Source organism: Candidatus Acidulodesulfobacterium sp. H_13, assembly GCF_048541835.1.
In the GTDB taxonomy this organism is placed as follows: domain Bacteria; phylum SZUA-79; class SZUA-79; order Acidulodesulfobacterales; family Acidulodesulfobacteraceae; genus QIJE01.
This window is the reverse complement of record NZ_JBLEOY010000001.1, coordinates 580,293-605,729: the sequence shown is the minus strand read 5'-3', so window position 1 is coordinate 605,729 and position 25,437 is coordinate 580,293. Positions and strand designations below refer to the sequence as shown.

The following is a 25,437-nucleotide window of genomic DNA, read 5'->3' as shown; positions in this document are numbered from 1 at the left end:
GAATTAAAAGGGGCAATATCACATGGGATTTTTTATAAAATATCTACTGTCTATATTAATATTTTTTCCTCTTGCTTCTGCTGTTTTATTGCTTTTTATAAATAAAAAAAACGAAGGAATACTAAGGTACCTATCCACATTTTTATCGCTTGTCGAATTTATTTTTTCGATTTATCTTTTTGTTTATTTCAAGCCCGATACCTATAAATTTCAGTTTGTAGAGAAGTTTCACTGGATTCCATCGTTTGGGGCATCATATTATCTTGGAATAGACGGGGTAAGTCTTTTCTTGATATTGCTTACGACGCTTCTGACCTTTGTTTCTTTAATATCCAGCTACAGATATATAAGAGAGCATGTCAAAGAGTTTGTTATTTTAATGCTTCTTTTGGAAACATTTATGGTAGGAACGTTCGTTTCTTTAGACGTATTACTGTTTTACCTGTTCTGGGAGTTTATGCTCGTGCCTATGTACTTTATTATCGGGATGTGGGGAACGGGGAAAAAAGTATATGCGGCAGTCAAGTTTTTTCTTTACACTCTGTCCGGTTCCTTAATGATGCTTTTTGGGTTCATTTATATATATATACTTCATTACGAACAGACCGGTAATTTTACGTTTAATATAGTAAAACTGTACAATACTCATATTCCGATTGGTCTTCAAATTATTTTGTTTATTGCCCTATTTTTAGGATTTGCGGTAAAAATACCTCTTTTTCCTTTTCATACATGGCTGCCGGATGCGCATACCGAGGCCCCTACGGCAGGGAGTGTTATACTTGCCGGAGTTTTATTGAAGTTTGGAATATACGGTTTTTTCAGGTTTGCCATCCCTCTATTGCCTAGCGCAACGTATGTATTGGCTCCGGCGATTATTACTCTCGGTGTCATCGGTATTATTTACGGTGCATTCGTATCGGTAGTTCAAAAAGACCTGAAAAGATTAATCGCATTTTCCAGCGTTTCACATATGGGGTTTATAGTGCTCGGTTTGTTTGCAATGTCGGCAATAAGCGTGGACGGCTCCGTCTTGCAGCTTTTAAATCATGGAATCAGTACCGGGGCGTTGTTCCTATTTGCCGGAATGCTTTACGAAAGGACCCATACGAGACAGATCGCCGATTTTGGCGGTATAGCAAAGAAAGCACCGATACTTACTACGCTTTTTTTGATTTCCGTTCTCGCATCCATAGGGCTTCCGGGTTTAAACGGATTCGTGGGAGAGTTTTTAATTTTAATCGGTTCTTTCCACAATTATACCGTTTTGACCATTATTGCGACGATCGGCATTATTTTTGCCGCTCTTTATCTGTTGCGTATGTTCCAAAAAGTAATGTTTCAGGATATTACCAATCCTGAGATGGAGAATTTCGAGGATATGAATCTAAGGGAGATTATTACGGTCTTGCCTTTAATATTATTGATGTTCTTTATCGGATTTTATCCGATGCCTTTTTTGAGCAGGATAGATCCGACCGTACTCCATTTTATTTCTATGGTGAGTCATCATGATGCTATTTATAATATAATTAAATTAAAAACGGGGTTGTCCAATGTATAACCTGTCTTCAATGTACAGCATGGGTCTTTTGGAAAAGGGTATATTGAGTATTATTCCCGAAATAGTCATTGTAATATTTGCTTTTATAGTACTTTTCCTTACTTTTTTCGAAAAACTTTCTAAAAGCAAAAATCCGTATTATCTTTCCGTTATAGGCATAGGTTTTTCGATTATATATGTCTTGATGCTTTCAGGGAAAACTATCAGCGGATTTTACGGAGAGATAGCATTTAACAGGTTTGATGCTTTTTTCTTCATCGTTATTCTGCTTTCCGGTTTATTTACTGTTTTGATGTCTAAGGATTTCATGGAAAATTTTGAAATGCCCCTGCCTGAATATTATAGCCTCATTCTTTTCGGAATATTGGCAATGATGATTTTAATCGCATCGAATAGTTTAATAATGGTGTTTTTATCCATAGAATTTTTATCGATTACGGCTTACATACTTACGGGCTATATCAAGGGCAATATGAGGAGTACCGAGGCGGCGCTTAAATATTTCGTACTGGGGTCGTTTGCATCGGCATTTTTAGTCTTTGGAGCGGTTTTTATTTATGCGGCTACAGGACACCTCAATTTATATAATATACACCATTTTTTAAGCCTTATTTCGCATGGAGACATAATACGTTATGGCGGAATAAAAACATATCTTGCCATAGGATTAATTTTGTTTTTAGTAGGATTAGCCTTTAAAATGTCTCTGTTTCCGTTTCATTCCTGGACGCCTGATGCTTACGAGGGCGCTTCCACCCCGATAACCAGCTTTATGGCTACCGGGGTTAAAGTAGCCGCATTTGCGATTTTTTTACGTATTTATTTTTTGATCTATAGCTCTAATATAATGAATTTTAACGATGTATTATGGATCATTGCCGTTCTTTCGATGACATTCGGAAATATAGCCGCACTTTTATCTCCAAACATAAAAAGACTTATGGCATATTCCTCTATCGCTCAGGCGGGTTATATACTTATCGGTATTATAGGCGGGGGATACTACGGATATTCCGGAACCCTCTTTTATTTATTGGCATACATTTTTATGACGGCAGGCGCTTTTGCAATAGTTATTATTTTTGAAAATTTGAATTTAATATCTTTGGATATTAAAAGATATTCGGGGTTAGGATATAAGCATCCGTTTGTTGCGGCATCCATGTCTATTTTCCTATTGTCTCTTGCAGGAATTCCAATGACCGCCGGCTTTATGGGAAAGTTTTACGTGCTTTCCTCTGCCGTTAAATCCGGATATAATTTTCTTGTCGTTATAGCGCTTTTGAACAGCGCATTTGCCGCGTTTTATTATATAAGAATAATATCCAATATGTATATGCCGTCTAAAAAATCGGCTGATATTGAATTAAGCAACAAAAACGGCAGTTTTGGAATTATTGGCGGTAAAATTAGCGGTGAATTAATGTTTACGGTTATCGTTTGTTTGATTTTTACGATATTAATGGGGGTATATCCTCAGATATTTATTAATTTTGCCAATAATTCAGTAAACTCGCTATGGAGGATATAATTTATCATGCTCCAGCCAAGGTTAATTTTCTTCTAAGAATCGGCAAAAAAGGACAGAGTAATTTTCACAAAATTCAATCCTTGATGAGAAAGATCGGTATTTTTGATAAAATTTATTTTAAAATTACTGACGGCGCTTATAAAATTAGGGTTGTTTCAGGGGAAGTTATAAAAAAAAGCAGTATGAATGCCGATATTAAGTCTATTTCCAACGAAAATAATATAGTCATAAAAGCGGCAAAGGGGTTCTTTGCCAAGTCGAATATTGCGGATAAGGGAGTAGATGTTTTAATAGAAAAAAATATTCCTTTTAATGCGGGGCTTGGCGGTGGTTCAAGCGATGCCGCCGGATTATTGTCTAAATTGAACGAAGCGTTTGGTAATGTATTGAACAGGCGGAATATGATAGAGTTAGCTCTTGATATCGGTTCCGATGTACCGTTTTTTTTAACGGCAAAAGATGCCGTAGTTTCAGGATTCGGAGAGAATATTATTGAAATAAAAGAAGGCACCCTACCGAAATATTTCATAGTCTTGATTTTGCCGGATTTTGGAATAAATACAAAAGAAGCATATGCGTTTTACGATGATTTTTTATTGACAAATAGCATGAATTATTATAATATTCAATACTCAGACTTTCAATGCTTGGATTTTAAAATTTTGGAGTTTATAAACGATTTTGAATCGGTAATGTTTGAAAAATATCCTATTCTTAGAGAGATTAAAGAATCTTTTATTTCGTATGGAGCAGAAGCTTCTCTTTTGTCTGGGAGCGGTTCTGCTGTATTTGGGGCGTTCAAAGCATTTGATTCGGCAGGGACTTATGTTGATAATTTAAAATCATTTCCTTTTCATAAAAGGGTTGCCTTAAGTTCTTTATCGGCAACTTTATAAACTATTACTCAATTTATTTTGGAGGGATTTTGTCATGCAAGTTACAGAAGTTAATGTGTTTCCGGTTGATGAAGAAAAATTGAAAGCCTATGTTACCATCACGTTTGATAACTGTTTTGTCGTTAGAGATCTTAAAATAATAAACGGAAAAGACGGTTTATTTGTCGCGATGCCTAGCAAAAAGAGGAAAGACGGAACATTTAAAGATACGGCACATCCCTTGAATAATGAAACTAGAGATATGATAGAATCTGCTGTTCTTGCTGCTTATGAAGCTGCTTTAAGTAGTCAGGAATAGTCGTTTTAAGGGAAAAACGAGTATTAATTGGGGCGTAGACAAGTGGCAAGTCACAGGATTTTGATTCCTGCATTCGGAGGTTCGAATCCTCCCGCCCCAGCCAAAATTTAACTTGGGATATCAAACCCCTCTCTTCCATAAGGCAGGGAGGCTAAGTATATATAATCCAAAAAGAGGGACATATGCTTGACAGGCTAAAATTGTTTACAGGAAATTCCAATAAGGAACTGGCAGAAAAAATGGCGGATTATCTCTGCATACCTTTAGGAAATGCAGAGGTTTATAGCTTTAGTGACGGAGAAACCTTTATAAATATAAATGAAAACGTAAGGGGTTCCGATATCTTTCTTGTGCAATCAACGTCGAATCCGGTCGATAAAAATCTTATAGAGTTATTAATAATGATAGATGCTATGAAAAGAGCATCAGCAAAAAGAATAACTGCGGTTATACCCTATTACGGATATGCCAGACAGGATAGAAAAACCGCTTCGAGGGTGCCTATTACCGCAAAATTGGTCGCGGATATTATTACTACTGCCGGTGCAAACAGGGTTTTATCTATGGATTTACATGCCGGGCAAATTCAGGGTTTTTTTAATATCCCGGTTGATCATCTGTATGCGGCACCGGTTCTAGTTGAACATATAAAAGAAAAGGGTTATAATTCTTCGGACATCGTCGTGGTTTCTCCTGACACTGGGGCCGTTGAGAGAGCAAGGGCTTTTGCAAGGCATTTAGGCGCTAATCTTGCTATTATTGATAAAAGGAGAATTAAAGCTAATGTTGCGGAAGTTATGAATGTTATCGGAGACGTCAGGGATAAGACAGCTATACTGTTAGACGATATGATAGATACTGCAGGCACTATTGCTCAAGGGGCGGAGGCGCTTTTAAACAACGGAGCAAAAGATGTAATAGCAATGGTGACGCATGGGGTCTTATCGGGAGAAGCGATGAAAAGAATAGACAATTCTCCCATAAAAGAACTAATAATTACCGATACCATAGATCAGAAGAATAGACCGGAATTGTCTAAAAAAATAAAGATATTAAGCGTTGCTAACCTTTTAGGGGAAGCGGTAAAAAGGATATCGGACGAGGATTCGGTTAGCTCGTTATTTATTTGAATTTATTCACATATAAAAACATTAGAAAAAAGGAGATTTTCATTGGAAGTAGTTAATTTAAACATAGAGACGAGGAAAAAAGAGGATAATGTTAAATCCTTGAGAAACCAAGGTCTTATACCGGCAGTGTTATACGGAAAGCAAGCGGATTCCATTCTTATTTTATTAAGCCGCAAGGAATTCATGAAGATTTTTACTAAGCATTCCGTCTCGTCGTTTGTTAATATCGTTAGCAAGGAAGAGGGCATTAACGGCAAGACCGTCTTAATTAAAGAGATTCAAAAGGACCCGGTTACCGATAAAGTTATTCATATTGATTTTTATGAAATATCTATGGATGAAAAGATAGAGATAGAAGCGGCTATCCACTTTACAGGTAAGGCGGAAGGCGTAAAACTCGGCGGTGTCTTAAGTCCTTTAATGAGGCATTTACCTATTAAGGGTTATCCTAAGGATATAAATGATACTATTGAAATAGACGTATCATTCTTAAAAATAGGGGGAATTATGCATGTCAAGGATTTAAACTTAGGCGACGATATAGAGATAACGGTGGAAGGAGATGCGCCTATCGTTACAGTGATCGAGCCTGCCTTAGAAGATGCTGTTTCCGAAGATGCTAAGGTAGAAGGCGAAAATAACGCTCCGACTCAATCGTAGTAATTAGCTATCTTGATTACGGATAATCTTTGGCTTTATGTGGCATTATCGGATTTCATTCTTTATTAGGAATTATATATAACCTTCATCATATAAAATGTCTGCGGATATATTTATCGTCGGTCTTGGAAATCCCGGGCGGGAGTATTGTTTTTCTAGGCATAATTTTGGCTTTATGACCATCGATGCCTTTTTTAAAAAAAATAATTTTCCGAAATTTATTCGTAAAAAGAATTATTTAGTTTCAAATAAGGCAATATCAGATAAGAATGTTTACTTGGTAAAGCCGCTTACCTTTATGAATTTAAGCGGAAAAGCCGTTAAGGGGGTAATAAACGGAGCAGGTATTTTTAATATATCCGATTATAACGCCGACAACTCAAACCTTATCTTAATACATGACGACCTTGACCTTAATTTTGAGACGTATAAGATTAAATTCGGCGGTAGCGGCGGTTCTCATAATGGCGTAAATTCCGTAATAACTTCGCTTCGGAGTAAAAATTTTATACGCATAAAATTGGGTATTAATTCTTCCGAGAGGGCCGAATTTAGCGTCGGAGCAGACTATGTCTTGTCTAATTTTTCAAAAGATGAAATTAGAAAGATGCCTGATATATTAAATACAATAAATGAAATCCTATTGGTCTTCATAGAAGAGGGTATTATGAAGGCTATGAATAATTTTAACCGCAAATAAAATTACAAATGCCAAAGGTATTTGTATCTTACGGAGGATAATCAAATATGGGACTTAAATGCGGCATAGTAGGCCTTCCCAACGTCGGAAAATCTACTATATTTAACGCTATTACCTCTGGAGGGGTAGAAGCAAGCAATTATCCCTTTTGTACGATTGACCCTAATATCGGCATAAAGCCCATCAACGATAAAAGAATCGACAGGCTTAAAGAGATGGTTGCTCCCGAAAAGGTTACGCCGGCTTATGTCGAATTTGTAGATATTGCCGGGCTCGTAAAGGGCGCCTCATCCGGCGAAGGATTGGGAAATAAATTTCTATCGCATATTAGGAACGTGGATTTAATTATACAGGTAATAAGGGTTTTCGAAGAGAGTTCGGTCGTGCATGTCGAGGGTGATATTGATCCTATGAGGGATATTGATATAATTAGCATGGAGCTTGCCCTGAGTGATATAGAAATTCTCTCCAGACATATGCAGAAACTTGAAAAAATAGCTAAAGGCGGGGATAAAACCGCCGTAATTAACCTTGATTTTTTAAAAAACATTAACGAGCAATTATCCAAAGACGGGAATATTTTAAATAAAGAATTTAGCGAAAGCGAGAGAAATCTTTTGAAATCCTTAGGTATTATATCGGTGAAACCTGTTATATATATCCTTAATGTTGATGAAGGTATGTTGTCCGGAGATATTTCCGATAGCGAGATACGCAATATATATAATATTGCCGAATCTAAAAATATACCGGTGATAAAGTTGTGTGCAAAATTGGAAGCGGAGTTGTCCGTTTTAAATGTTGACGATAGAGATGTTTTTTTAAAAGATTACGGTATTGAATCCTCTGCTTTAGATGCCGTCGCATCTGTCAGTTTCGGGCTTTTAGGTTTGATTTCCTTTTTTACCGCTGGGAAACAGGAGGTAAGGGCATGGGAAATAAAAAACGGATGGAAGGCGCCCCAAGCCGCCGGTACTATTCATACCGATTTTGAAAAGGGTTTTATAAGGGCGGAAGTTATATCTTACGATGATTTTATTAAAGTCGGCTCGGAATCTAATGCCGCAAAAATGGGACTATTAAGGCTTGAGGGTAAGGATTACGTCGTTAAGGACGGCGATATAATGCATTTCAGGTTCAACGTTTAGCCTTTTCAATGCCCCAATCGTATTTATTATGGATAAAAGAGGTAAATTTAACATACTTCATATTGATAGTTTTAGGGAATTTGGCGGGGCGCAAAGCGATATCGTCATGTTGCTTAAATTTATGAAGTTGTTTTATGGCGAAAAGTTTAACATTTACGTGATACATAACGGCAATAAAAAGTTGCGGAATGAATTAGACGGTTTAGGCATTTATAGCTTATCGATTGAAATGAAAAATTTTCTCGATATCAAGGCCGTATTAAAGATAAGGAACTTTCTAAAAAAGTATGATATTGATTTAATAAATTTTCATTCCTCAAGAGACCAATTCCTTGGTGGTATTGCATCTATTCTGGTTTACAAAAAGAAGATCGTCAAAATTTTAACAAGACATGTGGCATATAAAGTAAATTTTTTTAAAGGGGCTTTAATATATCGCTATCTGACCGATAATTTTATTGCCATTTCGGATTTTATTAAAAACGGCTTAATATCTGATTTAAAGATAGATCCTGAAAAAATAGAAACGATTTACAGTCCGAGGGTTTATGATGCGGATGAATTGGAAAGAGATATGCTATTTTATAAATCCGAAACCGAAAGCGTTAGGCACGAGCTTGGAATTAAACCGGATGAAAAAATTATCTCGCTTATCGGCAGATTATCGAAGGAAAAAGGGCACGAGGTTTTTATAAAAGCGGCAGAATTAATAATAAAAACGCGAAAAGATCTAAAATTTGTTATTATAGGAGAGGGCGAACTGCATAGTCTTATAGCAGATTCGATAGATATAAAGGGGCTTAGAGATTATTTCATCATAGTTGGATTTAAAAAAGATATAAAACGGTATATTTTCGCAAGCGATTTAATAATCGTTCCGTCCAGTATCGAAGGAATGGGGAGCATTATCGTAGAGGCATGCGCACTGAAGAAGGCGGTTGTAGCCTCTAATGTCGGCGGAATTCCCGAGGTAATAAAAAACAATGAGACCGGCTTTTTATTTGAGGCGGGAAATTGTAACGAGCTTGCAAACAAAATTATTTTCTGCATAGATAAACGGGAATTAATTAAAAGGATAGGTTTAAACTGTCATAACGAGGTTATCTTAAAGTTTGATGCTAAAGAAATTGCGTCAAGAACTGCTTCGGTTTATTTAAATTTATTAACTAATTAATAAGTAGATGCCTATATGGGTACTTTTGTTCATAGATACCGCAGGTATATTAAGGGTTTAGTTGTATTTATATTTATGATTTTTCTGGTCTATATCATATTTTTTTCCTTTCGCGCGGCAGACGCCTCAAGGCATAACGTCAAATTAGAGCTTACGTCGTTTTTAAGATATTCTTCCATAAAGCCGGAATTTATAAAATTTATAGATTTTAACTTCAATACGCTTTTTTCGGATTATTTCTGGATACTCTTTATTCAGGAATCTTCGTCCCTTAGGCTTGCAAAAATGCACTATCCGTATATGTATAAGATATCGATCATCACCGTTTCGCTTAATCCTAATTTTAATTATATGTATCAAGCCGGAGGAACGCTTATAGGTTTGTCCGGCAAGCCCAAAAAGGCTATTAAATTATTAAAAATGGGGATGAATCATCTTGATGGAAATTGGAACATACCGTTTTTAATAGCATTTAACTATTTTTACAGCCTCGGTAACTTTAAAAAAGCCGCTTATTATCTCAAATATGCAATGGACATGAAGGGCAGTCCGAAGTATCTGGAATTTTTATATATGAAGATTCTTAATAAATCGGGGAGCCTTAAAAAGGCGCTTGTTTTTCTTAGCGATATGTATAGAAACAATAAAAATCCTTATGTGAGACATATAATAAAATATCGCATAAATGCGGTTAAAAACGAGATACTCTTTAAAAAAGAACATAAAAATTATAAAGTACCTTATACATTAAAACTTTTTTTACCGAGAAATAACAGGAAACCGTGATTACATTAAAAAACGTTACAAAATATTTCCGAGTGGGGTTTTTTGGCATTAAAAAAGATGCAGTAAAAAATCTTTCCCTAAATATCAATAAAGGCAAAATTACGGGGTTTTTCGGTCCAAACGGTGCCGGAAAATCCACTACGATCAAAATGATAGTGGGGTTGGTTCATCCCTCAAGCGGCAGTGTCGAGATAAACGGTTATGATTCTCAAGATTACAGGGCACGTCTCAATCTTGGCTATTTACCAGAAAATCCGAGTTTTCCGCGGGGTATTAAGGGGATAGATATTGTTAAGTATTATTCCAGGTTATTAAACAAGAGAATAGATAAAAACTCCATAAATGAAGCGCTGAAATTAGCCGGTATTTTTTACGCAAAGGATATTCACGCACATAAATACTCAAAGGGAATGACTCAGAGATTAGCTCTTGCCGTCTCTATTCTGGGGGATCCGGAGATTTTAATTTTCGACGAACCCTTGTCGGGGCTTGACCCGATAGGAAGAAAAGAATTCAAAGATATAATCTTCAAATTGAAGGAAAAGAAAAAAACTATATTTTTTTCTTCACATGTATTGGCAGACAGTAAGGAGCTGTGCGATAAAATAGCCGTTTTAGTAGGCGGCAGACTTATTAAAGACGAAAGTATCTCTGTTTTGGAAGAAGATGCCTATAATTATTTACAAACAAAGACGAATAATACAGACGTTGCCGAAGACGGAGCGGAAATGTCCGATTATAACACTCCGTTAGAGGTTTATCTTTACGATCTCATGCTTAAAAATAAAAGGAATTGAAATTAAATAAATTGAGGCTATAAGGGAGTCAACGGGTATCTCGATGAAAAATATTTTATATACTGCGATTTATTCTTTTAATGAGATAAAAAATTCCAAGATTTTTTATTCCTTTTTGGTTTTTGCGCTTGTACTTATTTTCGGAAGTTATTTCGTATCGCAGACAAGTTTTATAAGCCAGGGAAGGATTATGGTAGATTTTTCCATTTTCGCCATAACGATATTTAATATTTTTATCGGTATTTTTATAGGCTCCTCTATGGTATACGACGACATAGAAAAGAAAAGCATTTTTTTGAGTATAACAAGACCCGTAAAGAGAACGGAATACTTGACAGGCAGATTTCTGGGGTTGACGGCTGCCATAATATTATCTACGATTATAATGATGTTTATTTTTTATCTTGTTCTTTTGATTATGCATAAATATGTTATACCGCTTCCGATACGTTCCGTCGGCAAATTAGGCGGACAAGCCCCGTTGCATATAAAGACTTATCTTACACTTTATCTGCTTCCGCAGTCTTTATTGATTCAGGCATTGTTTATCATAATAGAATCGGTGTTTATCGCGGTAGTGGCATTGTTTTTTTCCTTAATAACGTCCAAGGCGTTAGCCTCGATATTTACCATATTAGTTTTTTTTATAGGTAATATTTCAAGCAGAATGAACGCCCTTGTAATGCCTGCAAAAAAGATTATAAACGGAAAAGAGATAATCGTCCATCGGGTTAATTACGTGTTGGTGGCAGCCGTTCATCTTATTTACTCCGTTTTACCAAACTTTTCGATATTCAATATAAGCTCTGAAGTCTCATATAAAATATCTATTTCGTCCGACGCTATACTTTACGGAATCATCTACGGTTTAAGCTATATTATTTTACTGTTCGTCATATCGTCGCTATTATTTGCAAGAAGAGATATAAGTTAACTTCTTATTCGCAAGTAACTTTTTTCTATATTTCCATGCTAATATCAAATGTGCTTTTAGATTATGCTTTGTCCCGTTGGCGGCTTGATAACCATATGATTTTCGCTTGTTTTTCCCCATAATCTCTTGATTTTTTATATAAATATGACATAATTATATAAAAAAATAATTAATAAGGAGCCAAGGTGTTAAATATAAATATCGTATATGCCCTACAAAAACACAAATATAACTTATTTAAGAACACTTGGGCCTAAAAAGAATGTTATCTAAAAAACAACGGAAATATGACAGGAGCTGTCAAAATTAAACGAGAAAATCGATCATCTCTATCGGTCGGATAGTCAACTATAATTAAAGAGGGGAGTGTTAAGATGAGTCAAATTAACATTAAAGTGTTGCCGGAAAGCAAGGCTAATATTCTCATACTTAGCGCCGTGGGCAAGTTAACGGATGAGGATTATAAGAACGTATTTATCCCGCGCTTGGAATCTATTATCCGTGAATACGGCAAGGCGCGGCTCTTATTGGATATGGGTGACAAATTTCATGGCTGGGAAGCCGAAGCGTTGTGGGATGACGCCCGTTTTGGGTTCACACACAGAAACGATTTTGAAAAAATGGGCGTAATCGGCGCCCCGAAATGGTTTGAATGGGGGTTAAAAATAGCTGCATCGATAATCGGCGGTGAGATAAAAAATTTCCATTCAAACGAGCGCGAACAGGCATTTCATTGGATTAATGAATGATGCAATAGAAAGAGAAATTTTTTAATAAAATGATTGCTCGCATAGGAGAGAGGGATTCGAACCCCCTTCTTACTATCGTTGTCGACATCCCAAAGTAACCGTTTTATTTTTGAATGGCGGAGAGAGAGGGATTCGAACCCCCGGATGATTTTCATCAACGGTTTTCAAGACCGTCGCCTTAAACCGCTCGGCCATCTCTCCGTAAACATGAGGCCTCATATCATTATAAATATCAATTGATTATATTTCAATATAAAAAGTGTCAAACCATAATTCTGGCAAATATTTCTGATGATAAAAGCATTCCTTCTACGGTTAAAACGATATAATCGTTTAGCCGGCATTTCTTAATTTGCATAAGTCCCGCATTTATGAAGTCGTTGATAATATCAGGTTTAACAAATTCTATCAGTCTTTTTGAGCTTATTCCGCAATTTGTTCTTAACGATAAAAATATTTCTTCATTAATCTTATCTTTTTCGGTCAGTACTTCAGTAAAATCAGTTCCGGTCCCATTTTTAGATTTATCTAAAATATTAAGGGTGTATATACTTAAATCGGACACATTGGTTTTTCTGATTTCTTCCCTGTCTCCTGTTTTAAAAAAAGACGAAGCCGAAGGTCCTAAGCCTAAATATTCCCCCCTTTTCCAGTAATTCATATTGTGTCTGCTCTCATATCCGGGTTTTGAAAAGTTGGATATTTCATAGTGAATATAATCCGCTTTGTCCAAAAATTCACATAATATTTCATAATATCCGGCTATGCGTTCTTCCGACGCGAATGTTATCCCGTTATTTTTATTGTATATTTTATAAAATTCAGTATTATTTTCTACGCTGAGCATGTAGGCGGAGATATGTTCCGGTTCCATGTTTAGTATTTGCCCTATATCGTTATGAAAGACATTTTCGATTTGCATTGGAAGCCCTATTATCAAATCAAGCGATATGTTCTTAAAGCCGGCTTTTTTCGCATTGCTCACTGTATCGTAAATATCTTCTTTATTATGAATCCTGCCTGCCGTTCTCAGTACGTCCGGGTTAAAACTTTGTGCCCCTATAGATAAACGGTTTACACCGAATGATTTTAGAGCCGATAACTTTTCAAAGTCTCCGCTTTCGGGGTTTATCTCTACCGTTATTTCGGCATCGTCCATAATCTTAAAATTGTTTTCTATGTGTCTTAAAAAACCGCTAAAAAAATCTGCGGGCATAATAGACGGAGTACCGCCGCCAAAATATATGCCGTTAACAGGGGAGTCGCGGAGAGAGAACTTTTGAGACATGTTTTTCATCTCTTTTATCAGCAGGTTGAAGTAATATTTAAAATATGCAGGATTATGTTCAGATCTCGATATGGGTATGGAATAAAAACTGCAGTAGTTACATTTACTTTTGCAAAAGGGAATGTGTATATAAATATTCATTTATTTCAATTTTATGTCCGTGTTTTACGCTTATAATAAATTATCGTATATGATATAATAATAAGAGGTACAATTTAATTAATCAAATTATAACATTAAAGATTTGATTTTATAAATTTTTAGGTTTAAGGAGGTTTATGTATGGATGGCGATATTAAAAAAGCCTTGCCGATGAAGGACGGCGTATCCTATGTCGGGGCGTTGGATCCGGATTTAAAAGCATTTGATATAATAGTTCCTACGAAAAATGGAACCACATACAATTCTTATTTTATTCAGGGAAGTCATAAATCCGCGCTTATAGACACGGTAAAAATAGGCATGAAGGACCAATTGATAGATAAACTAAACGGATTAACCGACATATCTAAAATTGATTATATAATAATTAATCATACGGAACCGGACCATTCCGGATCACTTAATGTAATAAGAGAAATAGCAAAAAACGCAACATTAGTTTATTCAAAAAACGCTCATCACTTTGTTAAACATATTGTCAAAGGAGATTATAATAATATTATAGTCGGTGACGGCGATTCGATCGATTTGGGCGGTAAAACGCTGCAGTTCGTCGGTGCTCCGTTTTTGCACTGGCCGGACACTATGTTTACGTACCTTAAAGAGGATAAAATACTTTTTTCGTGTGATTTTTTTGGAACTCATTATTGCGACGTAAATGTTTTTAATGATCTGATTGAAGACAAGGATGCGGCATTTGAAGCCTTTAAGTTTTATTTTGCTTGCATAATGAGACCGTTTAAAAATTATTCCATGAGCGCATTGGAAAAACTTAAAGATTACGATATAAATATGATCGCACCGTCGCACGGTCCGATTTTAAGAAAAGACTTAAAAAAATATATCGATTGGTATACCGAAGCGAGCAAAACCGTCGAATCAAATGGGGCAGTAAAAAAAATAGCCGTTATTTACGCATCGGCTTACGGTAATACCGAAAAGATGGCTAAACACATTGCAAAGGGTGCCGACATCAAGGGTTCAACAGAGATAGAAATGGTGAATTTAGTTAATGCCGATGCCGCAAGCGTTATTGATACGATAGAAAGGTCCGATGCCGTCATTATAGGTTCGCCGACCTTTAACGCAAAACCGCCTAAACCCATATTGGATATGATATCGTCCATGGTTATGCTGAATGTCAAAAACAAAAAAGCCGCTGTTTTCGGTTGTTACGGTTGGAGCGGAGAAGCGGTTAAGATGGTACAGGATATTTTTAAAAGCCTGAAGTTCGTTATAGTCCAAGAGGGTTTAAAGATACAGATAACGCCTTTTGAAGAGGATTTGCTAAAATGCGAGGAATTCGGAAGAGATTTTGCCGATAAAATAACGCAGGATTAGCCGTAATGGTCTTTAGAATATAAAACGGGGATAGACTTGCATTTAAGCGATAACGGTTCAAACGTGAAAAACGCCGGTAAATCCGTGGTTTGGGAAGATAACGATTTTAATTTCTTTACTCTGATAGACGGGAAAGAGGTTTTCATAGGGCGCGGAAAGGAAGTGCCCTATCCGTTAGAAGAGGGCGATTGCTGGTCGCTACCTAACGGCAAGACATTTGCCTATAAAAATGGAGTATTAGAACACGTTAAGCCGTTAGACGAAGAAAAGAGACTAAAAGAGTGCCTCGAGGGTATATATGAGAAGTTTGAAGAATCTTATTTATACTCCGATCCGCTTGGTTTTGTCCGTAAATTTGATGATATTAAGGATATTGAGGTTGCAGGGTTTATAGCGGCAGGATTTGCATTTGGCGGTGTACCTCAAATTCTTAAAATCCTTGATAAGATAGACAAGATTGTCGGTCATAAGTTTTATGAATTTGCGCTTAATTTTAACGCAGCCGACGGTTTTAAAGTGTTTAAAGGTTTTTATTATAGATTCATTAAGGAAAAGGATATTGTTGCCCTTTTTTTAATTTTAAGTGAAATACTTAAAAAATACAATTCTATAGAAAGTTTTTTTCTTGAAGGCTATAATCCGGCAGATATAAACTTAAAAAATGCCATAATAAGCTTTTCTAAAAGGGCAATGGGGCTTGTGGACTTTGCACCTGTTTACGGCAGTGCCGTTTTACCCAAGGATTCTATGGTGCATTTCTTTTTTACGTCTCCCGCCGACGGCAGTCCATGCAAAAGAATAAATTTATACTTGAGATGGATGGTAAGAAATTCCGATAATCTTGATTTTGGTATATGGAGCGGAGGAATTCAGCCGTATCAGTTAATAATCCCCGTCGATACCCACATGGCCAGAATCAGCCGCTACATCGGTTTAACAAAATATGGGAATCCTTCTTTTAAAATGGCGGAGGAGATAACCGAAAACCTTAAAAAACTTGACTGTTTCGATCCGGTGAAGTATGATTTTGCTATTACGAGATTGGGAATATTAGATTTATGTAAAAAAAGCAAGAATATTGAGAATTGCGGGAAGTGTGCTATTTACGATATTTGCAATTTGAACGGCTGAATAAAATTTTAACATTAAACGCAAAAAAGGTTTTATTAATGAAAAAATTACTTTCATCATCCTTAACTTTATTATTTATTTTTTTTGCCGCTTTGGCAATGCTAAGTTTTATAAATCAGGATAATTCTTATGCCGCTAAGATTGGCGATAATAGCGCCAAAGATCATGGGGCGTATATAATCAAAAAGGACGTACTGTTAAAATTAGATAGAGATTACAAGCTTAAAACATATATAACCGAGTCTGTAAGAATATTGTCGCAACGAGGGATAAACAGATATTCCGAAGTGATGGTGCCGTTTTCGACAAAATATCAGAAAGTTAAATTATTATATGCATATACTTTGCTCAGGGGAATGTTTAAGATTCCGGTCGGTAAGCATGCCGTGAATATTGTCTCTCCGGGCTTTGCCGTTAATTATCCGGCTTATTCCAATGTAAAATATTTGACGGTTTCAATGCCTGCGGTGGAGGATGGTTCGGTAATAAATTTCTCTTACGAAATTAATAATTTTAAACCCTTGATTAAGGACGGTGTTTTTTATACAAATTATTTTTCCTATACGATTCCGGTAAAGAAAATAAACTTTACACTGCTGTATCCCGCCGGATTACATATTAATTTATATTTACACAGGATAGATAAATCCGTAGTTTATATGGGTGTTATTCATGTCGGAAAACAAAAATACATAAAACTCAAAATATCCCTTAAGGATATTTCTGCAATAAAAAAAGAATCATATATGCCTCCCTTGGAAAATTATAGAAAATATATTTCCGTTTCCACTTATACTTCATGGAATAAATTGCTTAAAAATATAAGTAAGATGTTTGTGAAGTCCGAAAAATCGTCGGAAAAGATTAAAAATTTCGTTAAGTCTGCCATTAAAAACAGGAAAAACAAGAGCCAAAAACAAAAGATAATTTCTATTTACGATGCTTTCGTAAAATCGTTCAGGTATGCCGGAATAGGTTACGGTATAAACGGGTATAAGCCGGAATCCGCAAAGACGACGTTCGTAAACGGCTACGGCGACTCAAAATCTATGGCTTCGCTTTTAATATCGATGTTAGAGACTGAAGGAATTAACGCTTACCCCGTTCTCGTTTCGTCATTGAATGCCCCGGATCTGAATACAAAGAGTATTTCGCCGAATCAGTTCGATTCTGTTATCGTAGGGGTTACCTTAAAAGAAAGAGGCAATAACGGCAAGGGTAGATACTATTTGTACCCCGATTCTTCTTCATATAAGGCGTTTAAGCTCCCGTTTAACCTATCGGGGAGAAAGGGTGTACTATTACTTAATAATACTTTTAAATTTATCAAGTTACCCTCGGAAAAGCCTAAGCAGAACGAAAAGATATTCTTATTTAAAGGAAAATTGAATAAAAAGGGAGACCTAAAGGGCAATATATCGGTAATATATAAAGGGGTTTACGCAAATCTTGAAAGGTCTTCATTGAAAAACTTAGACGGATATCATAAAAAGATTAGGGCCGTTAATTTTTTATATGATTTTATTCCGGGTGCAAATATTAAAAGTTTCGATTATAAAAATCTTAAGAACATCGGCGGACGCATAAAGCTGGCAATAAGATTTTCCGATAAGGATTATGGAGAATTAAACGGCGATAAATTGATATTCCATCAAATATTGCCGATAGATACGAGTCTTATCGACGCTGTTTTAAAAACTAACAGGATTTACCCCTTAGTTATGGGATATTCCTTTGAACATATTTTTAAAATAGATCTTAAACTCCCGAAAAAAGCGAATATTTATTATCTGCCGGCGCCTTTAAAGCTTGACAATAATGTTGCGGAAGCTTATTCCTCCTGTTCTTATTCAAATTTGAAGGGTAAAAAAATCTTGCACTGTTTTTATAAATTTGAGTCTAAAAACCCGACTATATCGGCAAGGGATTATAAAAAATATAGAAAAACGATAGTAACCTACCTTGAATATTTAAAAAATTATTTTATTGCAGTATCCAGCGTATATTTTTATTGATTTAAGCAAAAAATATTCCGAGAACGCCGATGAGTTAGTCTGCGAGGTTTTAAAATTTGACAATATGTATTTTTATGATACTATACAAACAGTACGTTTATTGTTAGTTAAGATTTTAAGGGGTGATTGTTTATTATGATTCAGGGCTTAAATAGTAATTCTGCGGTTTCACAAGTTTTTCAAAATAATCGGGCTGATGCAGGAAGCGGTCGGTATCAAAGTATTTCAGGCCCTAACGATGTTGTCGATAAAACCGCATCATTAGTCTTAAACACGGCTAAGACAATAAGCAAGGGTTTAATCAATGCTTTAAATTTATCGGTTGCAAATCTTGATCGAAAGCAGGATAATGGAAATGCCGGTTCGCAGTATAACGACAGCGGTAGGCTTACTATCGGCACTAATCAAATCGGCAATATTTTAAGTAAGATAGTCTGATTTATCCATTCCACAGATGTTAAAAAACTTAAGTGATATAGTAAAAAAGGCGGAGATCTTGTCTCAAAAGAGGGCGGCGATTGTCGTTTCTGAGGACGATCTTGTTATAGACGGTGTTTTTAGGGCTTACGAAAATCGTTTAATAATTCCTCAGTTAATAGGTAATAAAAGTAAAATATTATCCTTTCTTGCGGCAAAACCTTTCTATAAAAAATTATTTAATAATAAAAACAATGATATAGAGATATTGAATGCCAAAAACGATGCCGATGCCGCCTATATTGCTGTTAAGTTAGCAGTAGAAAAAAAGATAGATATCATAATAAAGGGACACATTCATACCGATGTTTTTATGCACCAGCTTATCCTGAAGGAAAACGGCTTGAGGACAAACAGGTATATATCTCACATATTTGTAATGGAAATAAAGACTTATAAAAAGTTAATATTGATAACCGATGCCGCCGTAAATATTAATCCTGATATATCCGAAAAGGCGCAAATACTTCAGAATGCGATAGACCTTGCTGTAATGTTAGGTATCAAGCGTCCAAAAGCCGCAATGCTGTCTGCCGTAGAGACCATAAATCCAAAAATAAGTTCTACTTTGGATGCCGCTATAATTTCTAAAATGGCGGAGAGAGGACAGATAGTCGGGGGGATAGTCGACGGGCCGCTCGCATTCGATAACGTTATATCTAAACAGGCTGCCGTTGAAAAAGGGATTAAAAGCAAAGTTGCCGGTGATGCGGATATCATAGTAGTGCCCAATATCGAATCCGGTAATATATTGTTTAAGGATTTGGAATACCTGGCGGGGGCAAAGGTTGCCGGTATAGTAATGGGACTCGCCGTTCCCGTCGTTCTTACTTCCCGGTCCGATAATATAGAGGCGAGATTATACTCGACGGCTCTGGCGTCTATCGTTTCTGAAAATTACGATAAGTTTCTGGAATATAAAGCGTGGATATGATTTTAGGCGCATAAAGCGGGATGGTCATGCCGAAAGGAATGGAAGACTTTATTAAAATGAAATTAGCCAAAGAAAAAATCGTAATGATTACGGCTTACGATTATGTTCAGGCGGGTATAGCCGGAGAAGCGGGCGCGGATATAGTACTTATAGGGGATTCTCTTGCCACTACCGTTCAGGGACGGGACAATACTATAGGCGTAACGTTAGACGAAATGATTTATCATGCCAAAATAGTTAAGAGTGCGTTAAAAGATACATTTGTAGCATGCGATATGCCTTTTATGTCGTATCAGGTGAGTACGGAACAGGCGCTGACCAATGCGGGCAAAATTCTTAAAGAAAGCGGCGTAAATGCCGTTAAAATAGAAGGTGGAGAGGCATTGGCGGGTACCGTTAAAAGGCTTGTCGAAAGTGGAATTCCGGTTATGGGGCATACGGGATTAATGCCGCAATTTATTAACGTACTGGGCAGCTATAAGGTTCAAGGGAAAATAGAATCTCAGGTAAAAAAACTTGTGAACGATGCTGTAGCATTAGAAGATGCCGGTGCATTTATGATAGTTTTGGAAGCCATGCCTGAAGAAGCCACACTAAATGTTTGCAGCAATATAAATATTCCGACTATCGGTATAGGTGCAGGGAGATATACCGACGGACAAGTTTTAGTATTTTATGATGCGGTAGGAATGCTGAGTCAAAAGCCGCCTAAATTTGTTAAAAAATTTGCCGATTCCCGTTCATTGTTGATTAATGCGTTAAAGATATACAGAGATGAGGTAAAAAGCGGAATATTTCCTTCAAAAGAAAATATTTATAAATAATAATACCTATAATGGATATATAGAGCAATAAAGGATAATTTTAAAAAGGAGATAAAAGATGAATTTAGCGGAATGTATTTCAACCCGTTCTTCTAAGAGAGATTTCAAAAATATCCCCGTACCCAAGGATTTAATATTTAAATTAATTGAAATTTCTTCTCATGCACCGTCATGGGCCAACTCACAGCCATGGAAAGTCGCGGCCGCAACCGGAAAAACATCTGAATTTATTAAAGAAAATATATACAAGATGGCTTGTGACGGCAATATGGGAACCCCTGATTTCCCTTTTCCGGAATCCTGGCCGAAGGAGCAGTCTGACAATATTTTTGAAACAGGCAAAAACAGATATGAGTCAATCGGTATTTTGCGGAGTAACGAAGAAAAGAGAAGGGAGATTATGCTTAGCAATTATCTATTTTTCGGCTCTCAAACGGCACTATTTGTATATATAGATGAAACATTAGGGCACTGGTCGGTTTTAGATTGCGGAATATTTATTCAAAACATACTCTTAGTCGCGCACGATATGGGTTTGGGAGCATGCCCTCAGGCATATTTGGTTAGGTATCCGGATGTTTTAAGGGAAGCATTTAACCTTGATAACAGTAAAAAATTCCTTCTCGGTATATCGATAGGTTACGTTAAAAAGGAAAGCCCGGTAAATAACATAAAGACAGCGAAGATGAAGGTAGATGATATATTGAAGTATTATGAGTAAAGCGAAATATGCTGCCGAACGATATATGGAGCCGTATGCAAAGAAAGGTTATTGCGGAGGCTTGTATGAATTGGGCATGAATCTAAATAAATTTCAGATATTATTAAAATCATGAAATCAAGGCAAAGGGTAGTAGGGTTTGCCATCCTTTCTTTTACGTCTTAATGTATTTTGAATAATATAGCTTTGAGTGGTGCGCCCAGAGGGATTCGAACCCCCGGCCTGCAGATTCGTAGTCTGACGCTCTATCCAGCTGAGCTATGGGCGCTTATTTATAGAAACGGTATATTCTTATGCCGAAAAATGATTTTCCAAATATTATTTTATCGACAATTTTGAGTTTAATAATTGATTTTATTTTACTAATTATATATAATAACTCGTCTAAACGCAAATTAAATGTTCAATAAGCATGCTGCCTATTAGCCTCCGTAGCTCAGAAGGATAGAGCAGAGGTTTCCTAAACCTTTGGTCATCGGTTCGATTCCGGTCGGAGGCACCATTTTAACATACTGCTTGGGGTAATGAATCTTAATAGCTTGCCTCTAACAACGCAAGAGCATTTTGCTCGCTAACGGTTACGGGATTGTTTTGAACGGCAAAACCCATAGTGGTAAATGCTTCTTTTGCGATTTTAGGCAACTTGTCTTTTTCGACTCCGAGGTCCTTTAGTCTAATATTTAAATTTACCAACGACAACATCTCTTCCGTTTTCTCTATCAGGGAATAGGCATATTCATCTTCCGACCTCTTCATCCTCTTAATGCCTGAATGATGAGCTATAAGCATAAAATCTCTTCTGCATGCCTTAAGGTTGTATTTCATGGATTCTATAGCAAGTCCTGCAAGTCCTGCGCCGTGGGCTATATTTGGATAATTTCCGGACATGGGATGCTCTAGTGCATGCATTATGCCGACGCCGGACATATCTATTGCAAGTCCTGCAAGAGCCGAAGCTAAAGCCATGTTGCTCCTTGCGTCTAAATCTTGAGGTTCCCTGTATGCCCTGACGAAATTATCTTCTAATAAGCAAAAGGCCTGCATGCAATAAGCCGAAGAAAAAATATTTTTCATCTTACCTGTAAATGCTTCCAATGTATGTACGAATATGTCGAAGCCGGTAGCAGCGGTAACGTGAGGCGGCATGGATACCATAATTTCAGGATCTATTATCGCTTCTTTCGGATACATGCACTCATAGCCAAACCCCGGTTTTTCACCAGTTTTCGGGTTAGTCATTACCGAATATTTATTCACCTCGCTTCCCGTGCCGGACGTCGAAACTATCGTTATAACCGGCAGGGCTTCGGTTGCCGTAGTCTTAAGGTAGTTCCATACCGGAATATTTCCTTTGGCAGCAACCGCAATTGCTTTTGCCGAATCCAAAGGGCTGCCCCCGCCTAATCCGATAATCAAACCAATTCCTTTTTCTCTTGCAATATCGGCGCCTGCGTCAATATCGTCTATGGTCGGGTTGGGGGTAATTTTGTCAAATACCGTCGAATCGATCCCTGCATTCTTTAAAATATTTAGGAGTTTATCGAGTGTACCTGATTTTTGCATAGACGATTTGCCGGTAACTATTAAAACCGAGTTCGCATATTTTTTTGCGACATTGCCGGCTTCGTTAATTACGCCTCTGCCAAAATGCATCTTGATGGGGTTATAAATGTTAAGTATATCCATTTGCGCCTCCGGGTATAATATTTTGAATTTATGTTATTAAATTACCGTGCATCATTTATATACGGCATTATTACTAATACATTAATACCGTTATGCAGCATTTGTCAAGCGGGCATCTAACTATTATAAAATTTCCAAAAAATTGTAACAAAAATTTAACATAATTGTAATAAAATTGTAACATTAATTTGCTAACATATAAGCATAAGTAGAAAAAAGTAAATATCAATGATGGTTCTCGGATTCGTTGAGCCGACCGTTTAACATTGGTCGGAATTTTAATCTAATTTTAATTTATGGAGGAGATTTATGAAGAAAAAAAGCGGTATTAAAAAGATGCTTACCGGATTAACGGTCGCATTGGCTATTTTAGCTTTATCCTTAGTTGCCGCTCTGAACTCAAAGGTTGCGGTTGCCGGAACGATTACAGTTTCCGGTTCATCTATGCTTTATCCGTTAAACAGCGTATGGGCAGTTCATTATGAAAAGACTCATCCTAATGTTACCGTTTCGGTTGCGTCTACGGGTTCCGGTTTCGGAATTTCGAATGCAGCGAACGGCAATATCACGATTGGAGCATCAGATGCTTATCTTACGAAAGCATTTAAAAAAAGATATCCCAATTTGATCAACATCCCCGTCGCCCTTGACGATGCCGAAGTTATCTACAATCTTCCCGGAATACCGGATAGCGTTCATCTTAAGATGACGCCAAAATTGGTTGCCGATATTTATATGGGAAAGATAAAAAATTGGAATAACCCGATATTTAAGAAATTAAATCCGGGGTATACATTTCCCAATATGCCTATATTTGTAATTCACAGGGCAGATGCAAGCGGAACGACCTTCGATTTTACAAGTCTTTTAACGGATACATCTAAAGCATGGGCAGACAACATCGGTATAAGCTTAATGCCGGATTGGCCGGTAGGGAGCGGTTATTTAGGCAATGATGCCGTAGTCGCAGCCGTTAAAAAAATTCCGGGATCTATTGGTTATGCAGGTTTCGGATGGATTTTGGAGTATCATGTTCCTAATGCTGCACTGCTTAACAAAGCAGGTTATTACGTGGTCGGTTCGGTCAAGACCATTGCCGCCGCAGGAAATGCAGCTTTAAGTTTGGGAGATTTTCCGGCGGATTTTGATAAGTCTATAGTATGGAACATTCCGGGAAAGGACTCGTATCCGGATTCCAATTTCGAATTTTGGATGTTAAGAAAAAAACAGCCTAACGCTGCTACCGTAAAATCTATCAAAAAATTGACAAATTGGGTGCTTGGTCCGGGACAATCGTCGAAATACACCGTACCTACAGGTTTCGCCGCACTACCTAAAGCGGTCATGCCGAATGTCAGAAAACTTTTAAATCGTGTGAAATAATTACAGACTAACCTATTAGCCCCTTGTTGTTGAAAAAATGAGCAAAGGAAACCGAGGGGCTAATTTTTTTAGAAAAATTAAAATGAATATGCTATAATTATAAAAATTTTTTAAATTATATATTATACTCGTGATACATTAATGTTTACCTTAAAATATAAAGACGACCTTTTTAGATTTATTCTATCGTTTTTCGTTCTATCCGTAATTTCCATTTTTTTAATCGCTGTTGCAATTATATTGTATTATAGTTACCCGGCGATTATGAGATATGGTATTTCTTTTTTATGGGTTAAAGAATGGAACCCGCCAAGAGAGATTTTCGGCGCCCTTACTTTTATTGCAGGAACGCTTGCCGTTACTCTTATAGCCCTTGTATTCGCCATACCGTTAAGTTTCGGCATAGGAATATTTCTTCAGGAATACTGTCCGCATTTTTTAATGGGAATTTTCACCGTAATAATAGAAATATTAGCGGGTATACCCAGCGTCATTTTTGGTGTATGGGGCGTATTGGTCGTGGTTCCGTGGTTGAGGTCATCAATTGAACCGTTTTTTAACAAGCATTTTTCGTATATTCCGTTTTTGAGGGTTGAAGAAAATATCGGATACGGAATACTTGCCGCAAGTATTGTGGTAATGTTTATGATTTTGCCTATTATAGCGTCTATCACCAAGGATTCTTTGGCTTCCGTTCCAAAAATAGCAAAGGACGGTGCCCTTGCCATGGGCGCCACACGGCTTGACGTAATAAAGGATGTTTCTTTGCCCTATGCTTTGAACGGGATATATGGCGGAATAGTTCTGGGCTTCGGAAGGGCGGTGGGAGAGACTATAGCGGTAGTGCTTTTAATAGGAAATCAGGCTATTATCCCTAAATCTTTATTCAGCGTAGGTTATACTATATCGTCGTTGCTTGCGAACACGTTTACTTTTGCCGTAATAAATCCCATATATGCGTCCGCAGAAGTAGAACTTGCTCTAATACTGTTACTGATAAGCCTTATAGTCAATATAATAGGAAGAAATATATTGGACAGGGTAATAGGGGGCAAGTTTAACAGATCTCATTTCGGCGGCGGTTGAATTTTACCGGCAAAGCTAAATT

The 25,437-nt window shown here is 36.8% G+C and carries 25 protein-coding genes and 4 tRNA genes; 25 read left to right on the top strand and 4 right to left on the bottom strand.

Features of this window, described 5'->3' with window-relative positions:
- Window positions 1-22: 22 nt before the first annotated feature.
- The 14 genes from ACMCNP_RS02995 (at window position 23) to ACMCNP_RS02930 (ending at window position 12,367) form a co-directional block, all read left to right on the top strand.
- A complete protein-coding gene (locus ACMCNP_RS02995) occupies window positions 23-1,564 on the top strand; it encodes a complex I subunit 4 family protein (RefSeq protein WP_419313632.1) in 1,542 nt (513 codons plus the stop codon).
- Window positions 1,557-3,095, top strand: a complete 1,539-nt coding sequence (locus tag ACMCNP_RS02990; RefSeq protein WP_419313629.1) for an NADH-quinone oxidoreductase subunit N — start codon at window positions 1,557-1,559, stop codon at window positions 3,093-3,095. Before ACMCNP_RS02995 ends, ACMCNP_RS02990 begins: the two co-directional genes overlap by 8 nt.
- Window positions 3,083-3,991, top strand: a complete 909-nt coding sequence (gene ispE, locus ACMCNP_RS02985; protein ID WP_419313626.1) for a 4-(cytidine 5'-diphospho)-2-C-methyl-D-erythritol kinase — start codon at window positions 3,083-3,085, stop codon at window positions 3,989-3,991. Before ACMCNP_RS02990 ends, ispE begins: the two co-directional genes overlap by 13 nt.
- 34 nt (window positions 3,992-4,025) lie before the next feature.
- A complete protein-coding gene (spoVG, locus tag ACMCNP_RS02980) occupies window positions 4,026-4,289 on the top strand; it encodes a septation regulator SpoVG (protein ID WP_419313623.1) in 264 nt (87 codons plus the stop codon).
- Window positions 4,290-4,317: 28 nt separating this feature from the next.
- Window positions 4,318-4,392, top strand: a tRNA-Gln gene (locus ACMCNP_RS02975).
- A 79-nt stretch (window positions 4,393-4,471) separates the two neighbouring features.
- Entirely contained in the window at window positions 4,472-5,419 is a 948-nt protein-coding gene (locus ACMCNP_RS02970; protein WP_419313620.1) for a ribose-phosphate diphosphokinase, read from the top strand.
- Window positions 5,420-5,461: 42 nt separating this feature from the next.
- Window positions 5,462-6,079 (top strand): 50S ribosomal protein L25, encoded by a 618-nt coding sequence (locus ACMCNP_RS02965; RefSeq protein WP_419313617.1) that lies wholly within the window; start codon window positions 5,462-5,464, stop codon window positions 6,077-6,079.
- A 97-nt stretch (window positions 6,080-6,176) separates the two neighbouring features.
- A complete protein-coding gene (gene pth / locus ACMCNP_RS02960; protein ID WP_419313614.1) occupies window positions 6,177-6,779 on the top strand; it encodes an aminoacyl-tRNA hydrolase in 603 nt (200 codons plus the stop codon).
- Between the two features lie 47 nt (window positions 6,780-6,826).
- Window positions 6,827-7,927 carry a redox-regulated ATPase YchF gene (gene ychF, locus ACMCNP_RS02955; protein ID WP_419313611.1) on the top strand — a complete coding sequence of 367 codons (1,101 nt, stop codon included), beginning with the start codon at window positions 6,827-6,829 and terminating at the stop codon, window positions 7,925-7,927.
- Window positions 7,928-7,955: 28 nt separating this feature from the next.
- Complete coding sequence (locus ACMCNP_RS02950) at window positions 7,956-9,101, top strand: glycosyltransferase family 4 protein (protein ID WP_419313608.1); 1,146 nt, start codon at window positions 7,956-7,958, stop codon at window positions 9,099-9,101.
- 75 nt (window positions 9,102-9,176) lie between these two features.
- The gene (locus tag ACMCNP_RS02945) at window positions 9,177-9,887 is read left to right on the top strand and encodes a tetratricopeptide repeat protein (RefSeq protein WP_419313606.1); all 711 of its coding nucleotides are present in this window, start codon (window positions 9,177-9,179) and stop codon (window positions 9,885-9,887) included.
- A complete protein-coding gene (locus tag ACMCNP_RS02940; RefSeq protein WP_419313604.1) occupies window positions 9,884-10,684 on the top strand; it encodes an ABC transporter ATP-binding protein in 801 nt (266 codons plus the stop codon). Before ACMCNP_RS02945 ends, ACMCNP_RS02940 begins: the two co-directional genes overlap by 4 nt.
- Window positions 10,685-10,727: 43 nt before the next feature.
- Window positions 10,728-11,618, top strand: coding sequence for an ABC transporter permease subunit (locus tag ACMCNP_RS02935; protein WP_419313601.1), 891 nt, complete (start codon window positions 10,728-10,730; stop codon window positions 11,616-11,618).
- A 374-nt stretch (window positions 11,619-11,992) separates the two neighbouring features.
- Window positions 11,993-12,367, top strand: coding sequence for a SpoIIAA family protein (locus tag ACMCNP_RS02930; RefSeq protein WP_419313598.1), 375 nt, complete (start codon window positions 11,993-11,995; stop codon window positions 12,365-12,367).
- A 114-nt stretch (window positions 12,368-12,481) separates the two neighbouring features.
- Here ACMCNP_RS02930 and ACMCNP_RS02925 read toward each other — a convergent pair.
- Both ACMCNP_RS02925 and hemW read right to left on the bottom strand, forming a co-directional pair.
- Window positions 12,482-12,568, bottom strand: a tRNA-Ser gene (locus ACMCNP_RS02925).
- 61 nt (window positions 12,569-12,629) lie between these two features.
- The gene (gene hemW / locus ACMCNP_RS02920) at window positions 12,630-13,796 is read right to left on the bottom strand and encodes a radical SAM family heme chaperone HemW (RefSeq protein WP_419313595.1); all 1,167 of its coding nucleotides are present in this window, start codon (window positions 13,794-13,796) and stop codon (window positions 12,630-12,632) included.
- Window positions 13,797-13,937: 141 nt separating this feature from the next.
- On the opposite strand from hemW, the gene ACMCNP_RS02915 reads away from it, so the two are divergent.
- The 8 genes from ACMCNP_RS02915 (at window position 13,938) to ACMCNP_RS02880 (ending at window position 21,375) form a co-directional block, all read left to right on the top strand.
- On the top strand, window positions 13,938-15,158 hold the full coding sequence (locus tag ACMCNP_RS02915) for an FprA family A-type flavoprotein (RefSeq protein ID WP_419313593.1): 1,221 nt from the start codon (window positions 13,938-13,940) through the stop codon (window positions 15,156-15,158).
- 36 nt (window positions 15,159-15,194) lie between these two features.
- The gene (locus ACMCNP_RS02910) at window positions 15,195-16,289 is read left to right on the top strand and encodes a TIGR02757 family protein (protein ID WP_419313590.1); all 1,095 of its coding nucleotides are present in this window, start codon (window positions 15,195-15,197) and stop codon (window positions 16,287-16,289) included.
- Window positions 16,290-16,327: 38 nt separating this feature from the next.
- Window positions 16,328-18,304 carry a DUF3857 domain-containing protein gene (locus ACMCNP_RS02905; RefSeq protein ID WP_419313587.1) on the top strand — a complete coding sequence of 659 codons (1,977 nt, stop codon included), beginning with the start codon at window positions 16,328-16,330 and terminating at the stop codon, window positions 18,302-18,304.
- A gap of 135 nt (window positions 18,305-18,439) precedes the next feature.
- Window positions 18,440-18,742 carry a hypothetical protein gene (locus tag ACMCNP_RS02900; RefSeq protein WP_419313584.1) on the top strand — a complete coding sequence of 101 codons (303 nt, stop codon included), beginning with the start codon at window positions 18,440-18,442 and terminating at the stop codon, window positions 18,740-18,742.
- Between the two features lie 16 nt (window positions 18,743-18,758).
- The gene (locus ACMCNP_RS02895; RefSeq protein WP_419313581.1) at window positions 18,759-19,715 is read left to right on the top strand and encodes a bifunctional enoyl-CoA hydratase/phosphate acetyltransferase; all 957 of its coding nucleotides are present in this window, start codon (window positions 18,759-18,761) and stop codon (window positions 19,713-19,715) included.
- A gap of 26 nt (window positions 19,716-19,741) precedes the next feature.
- A complete protein-coding gene (panB, locus tag ACMCNP_RS02890; protein WP_419313578.1) occupies window positions 19,742-20,539 on the top strand; it encodes a 3-methyl-2-oxobutanoate hydroxymethyltransferase in 798 nt (265 codons plus the stop codon).
- Between the two features lie 58 nt (window positions 20,540-20,597).
- Complete coding sequence (locus tag ACMCNP_RS02885; RefSeq protein ID WP_419313575.1) at window positions 20,598-21,260, top strand: nitroreductase; 663 nt, start codon at window positions 20,598-20,600, stop codon at window positions 21,258-21,260.
- The gene (locus tag ACMCNP_RS02880; protein WP_419313573.1) at window positions 21,253-21,375 is read left to right on the top strand and encodes a hypothetical protein; all 123 of its coding nucleotides are present in this window, start codon (window positions 21,253-21,255) and stop codon (window positions 21,373-21,375) included. Before ACMCNP_RS02885 ends, ACMCNP_RS02880 begins: the two co-directional genes overlap by 8 nt.
- Window positions 21,376-21,451: 76 nt before the next feature.
- Here ACMCNP_RS02880 and ACMCNP_RS02875 read toward each other — a convergent pair.
- Window positions 21,452-21,528, bottom strand: a tRNA-Arg gene (locus ACMCNP_RS02875).
- A gap of 157 nt (window positions 21,529-21,685) precedes the next feature.
- Here ACMCNP_RS02875 and ACMCNP_RS02870 point away from each other — a divergent pair.
- Window positions 21,686-21,762, top strand: a tRNA-Arg gene (locus tag ACMCNP_RS02870).
- A 29-nt stretch (window positions 21,763-21,791) separates the two neighbouring features.
- On the opposite strand, the gene ACMCNP_RS02865 is transcribed toward ACMCNP_RS02870, so the two are convergent.
- Window positions 21,792-22,946 (bottom strand): iron-containing alcohol dehydrogenase, encoded by a 1,155-nt coding sequence (locus ACMCNP_RS02865; RefSeq protein WP_419313570.1) that lies wholly within the window; start codon window positions 22,944-22,946, stop codon window positions 21,792-21,794.
- A gap of 309 nt (window positions 22,947-23,255) precedes the next feature.
- Between ACMCNP_RS02865 and pstS the strand changes: the two genes are divergently transcribed.
- Window positions 23,256-24,329, top strand: a complete 1,074-nt coding sequence (gene pstS / locus ACMCNP_RS02860; protein WP_419313567.1) for a phosphate ABC transporter substrate-binding protein PstS — start codon at window positions 23,256-23,258, stop codon at window positions 24,327-24,329.
- Between the two features lie 141 nt (window positions 24,330-24,470).
- Entirely contained in the window at window positions 24,471-25,415 is a 945-nt protein-coding gene (gene pstC, locus ACMCNP_RS02855) for a phosphate ABC transporter permease subunit PstC (RefSeq protein ID WP_419313565.1), read from the top strand.
- Window positions 25,416-25,437 lie beyond the last annotated feature (22 nt).

What these genes read in the sequence shown, in the direction of transcription:
- ACMCNP_RS02935 (WP_419313601.1), top strand. Translation starts at nt 10,728, where the DNA reads ATGAAAAATATTTTATATACTGCGATTTATTCTTTTAATGAGATAAAA.
- ACMCNP_RS02900 (WP_419313584.1), top strand. Translation starts at nt 18,440, where the DNA reads ATGATTCAGGGCTTAAATAGTAATTCTGCGGTTTCACAAGTTTTTCAA.
- ACMCNP_RS02945 (WP_419313606.1), top strand. Translation starts at nt 9,177, where the DNA reads ATGATTTTTCTGGTCTATATCATATTTTTTTCCTTTCGCGCGGCAGAC.
- ispE (WP_419313626.1), top strand. Translation starts at nt 3,083, where the DNA reads ATGGAGGATATAATTTATCATGCTCCAGCCAAGGTTAATTTTCTTCTA.
- ACMCNP_RS02930 (WP_419313598.1), top strand. Translation starts at nt 11,993, where the DNA reads ATGAGTCAAATTAACATTAAAGTGTTGCCGGAAAGCAAGGCTAATATT.
- ACMCNP_RS02905 (WP_419313587.1), top strand. Translation starts at nt 16,328, where the DNA reads ATGAAAAAATTACTTTCATCATCCTTAACTTTATTATTTATTTTTTTT.
- ACMCNP_RS02915 (WP_419313593.1), top strand. Translation starts at nt 13,938, where the DNA reads ATGGATGGCGATATTAAAAAAGCCTTGCCGATGAAGGACGGCGTATCC.
- panB (WP_419313578.1), top strand. Translation starts at nt 19,742, where the DNA reads ATGCCGAAAGGAATGGAAGACTTTATTAAAATGAAATTAGCCAAAGAA.
- spoVG (WP_419313623.1), top strand. Translation starts at nt 4,026, where the DNA reads ATGCAAGTTACAGAAGTTAATGTGTTTCCGGTTGATGAAGAAAAATTG.
- ACMCNP_RS02995 (WP_419313632.1), top strand. Translation starts at nt 23, where the DNA reads ATGGGATTTTTTATAAAATATCTACTGTCTATATTAATATTTTTTCCT.
- ychF (WP_419313611.1), top strand. Translation starts at nt 6,827, where the DNA reads ATGGGACTTAAATGCGGCATAGTAGGCCTTCCCAACGTCGGAAAATCT.
- ACMCNP_RS02970 (WP_419313620.1), top strand. Translation starts at nt 4,472, where the DNA reads ATGCTTGACAGGCTAAAATTGTTTACAGGAAATTCCAATAAGGAACTG.
- ACMCNP_RS02950 (WP_419313608.1), top strand. Translation starts at nt 7,956, where the DNA reads ATGGATAAAAGAGGTAAATTTAACATACTTCATATTGATAGTTTTAGG.
- ACMCNP_RS02885 (WP_419313575.1), top strand. Translation starts at nt 20,598, where the DNA reads ATGAATTTAGCGGAATGTATTTCAACCCGTTCTTCTAAGAGAGATTTC.
- pstC (WP_419313565.1), top strand. Translation starts at nt 24,471, where the DNA reads ATGTTTACCTTAAAATATAAAGACGACCTTTTTAGATTTATTCTATCG.
- ACMCNP_RS02895 (WP_419313581.1), top strand. Translation starts at nt 18,759, where the DNA reads ATGTTAAAAAACTTAAGTGATATAGTAAAAAAGGCGGAGATCTTGTCT.
- hemW (WP_419313595.1), bottom strand. Translation starts at nt 13,796, where the DNA reads ATGAATATTTATATACACATTCCCTTTTGCAAAAGTAAATGTAACTAC.
- pth (WP_419313614.1), top strand. Translation starts at nt 6,177, where the DNA reads ATGTCTGCGGATATATTTATCGTCGGTCTTGGAAATCCCGGGCGGGAG.
- ACMCNP_RS02865 (WP_419313570.1), bottom strand. Translation starts at nt 22,946, where the DNA reads ATGGATATACTTAACATTTATAACCCCATCAAGATGCATTTTGGCAGA.
- pstS (WP_419313567.1), top strand. Translation starts at nt 23,256, where the DNA reads ATGAAGAAAAAAAGCGGTATTAAAAAGATGCTTACCGGATTAACGGTC.
- ACMCNP_RS02990 (WP_419313629.1), top strand. Translation starts at nt 1,557, where the DNA reads ATGTATAACCTGTCTTCAATGTACAGCATGGGTCTTTTGGAAAAGGGT.
- ACMCNP_RS02880 (WP_419313573.1), top strand. Translation starts at nt 21,253, where the DNA reads ATGAGTAAAGCGAAATATGCTGCCGAACGATATATGGAGCCGTATGCA.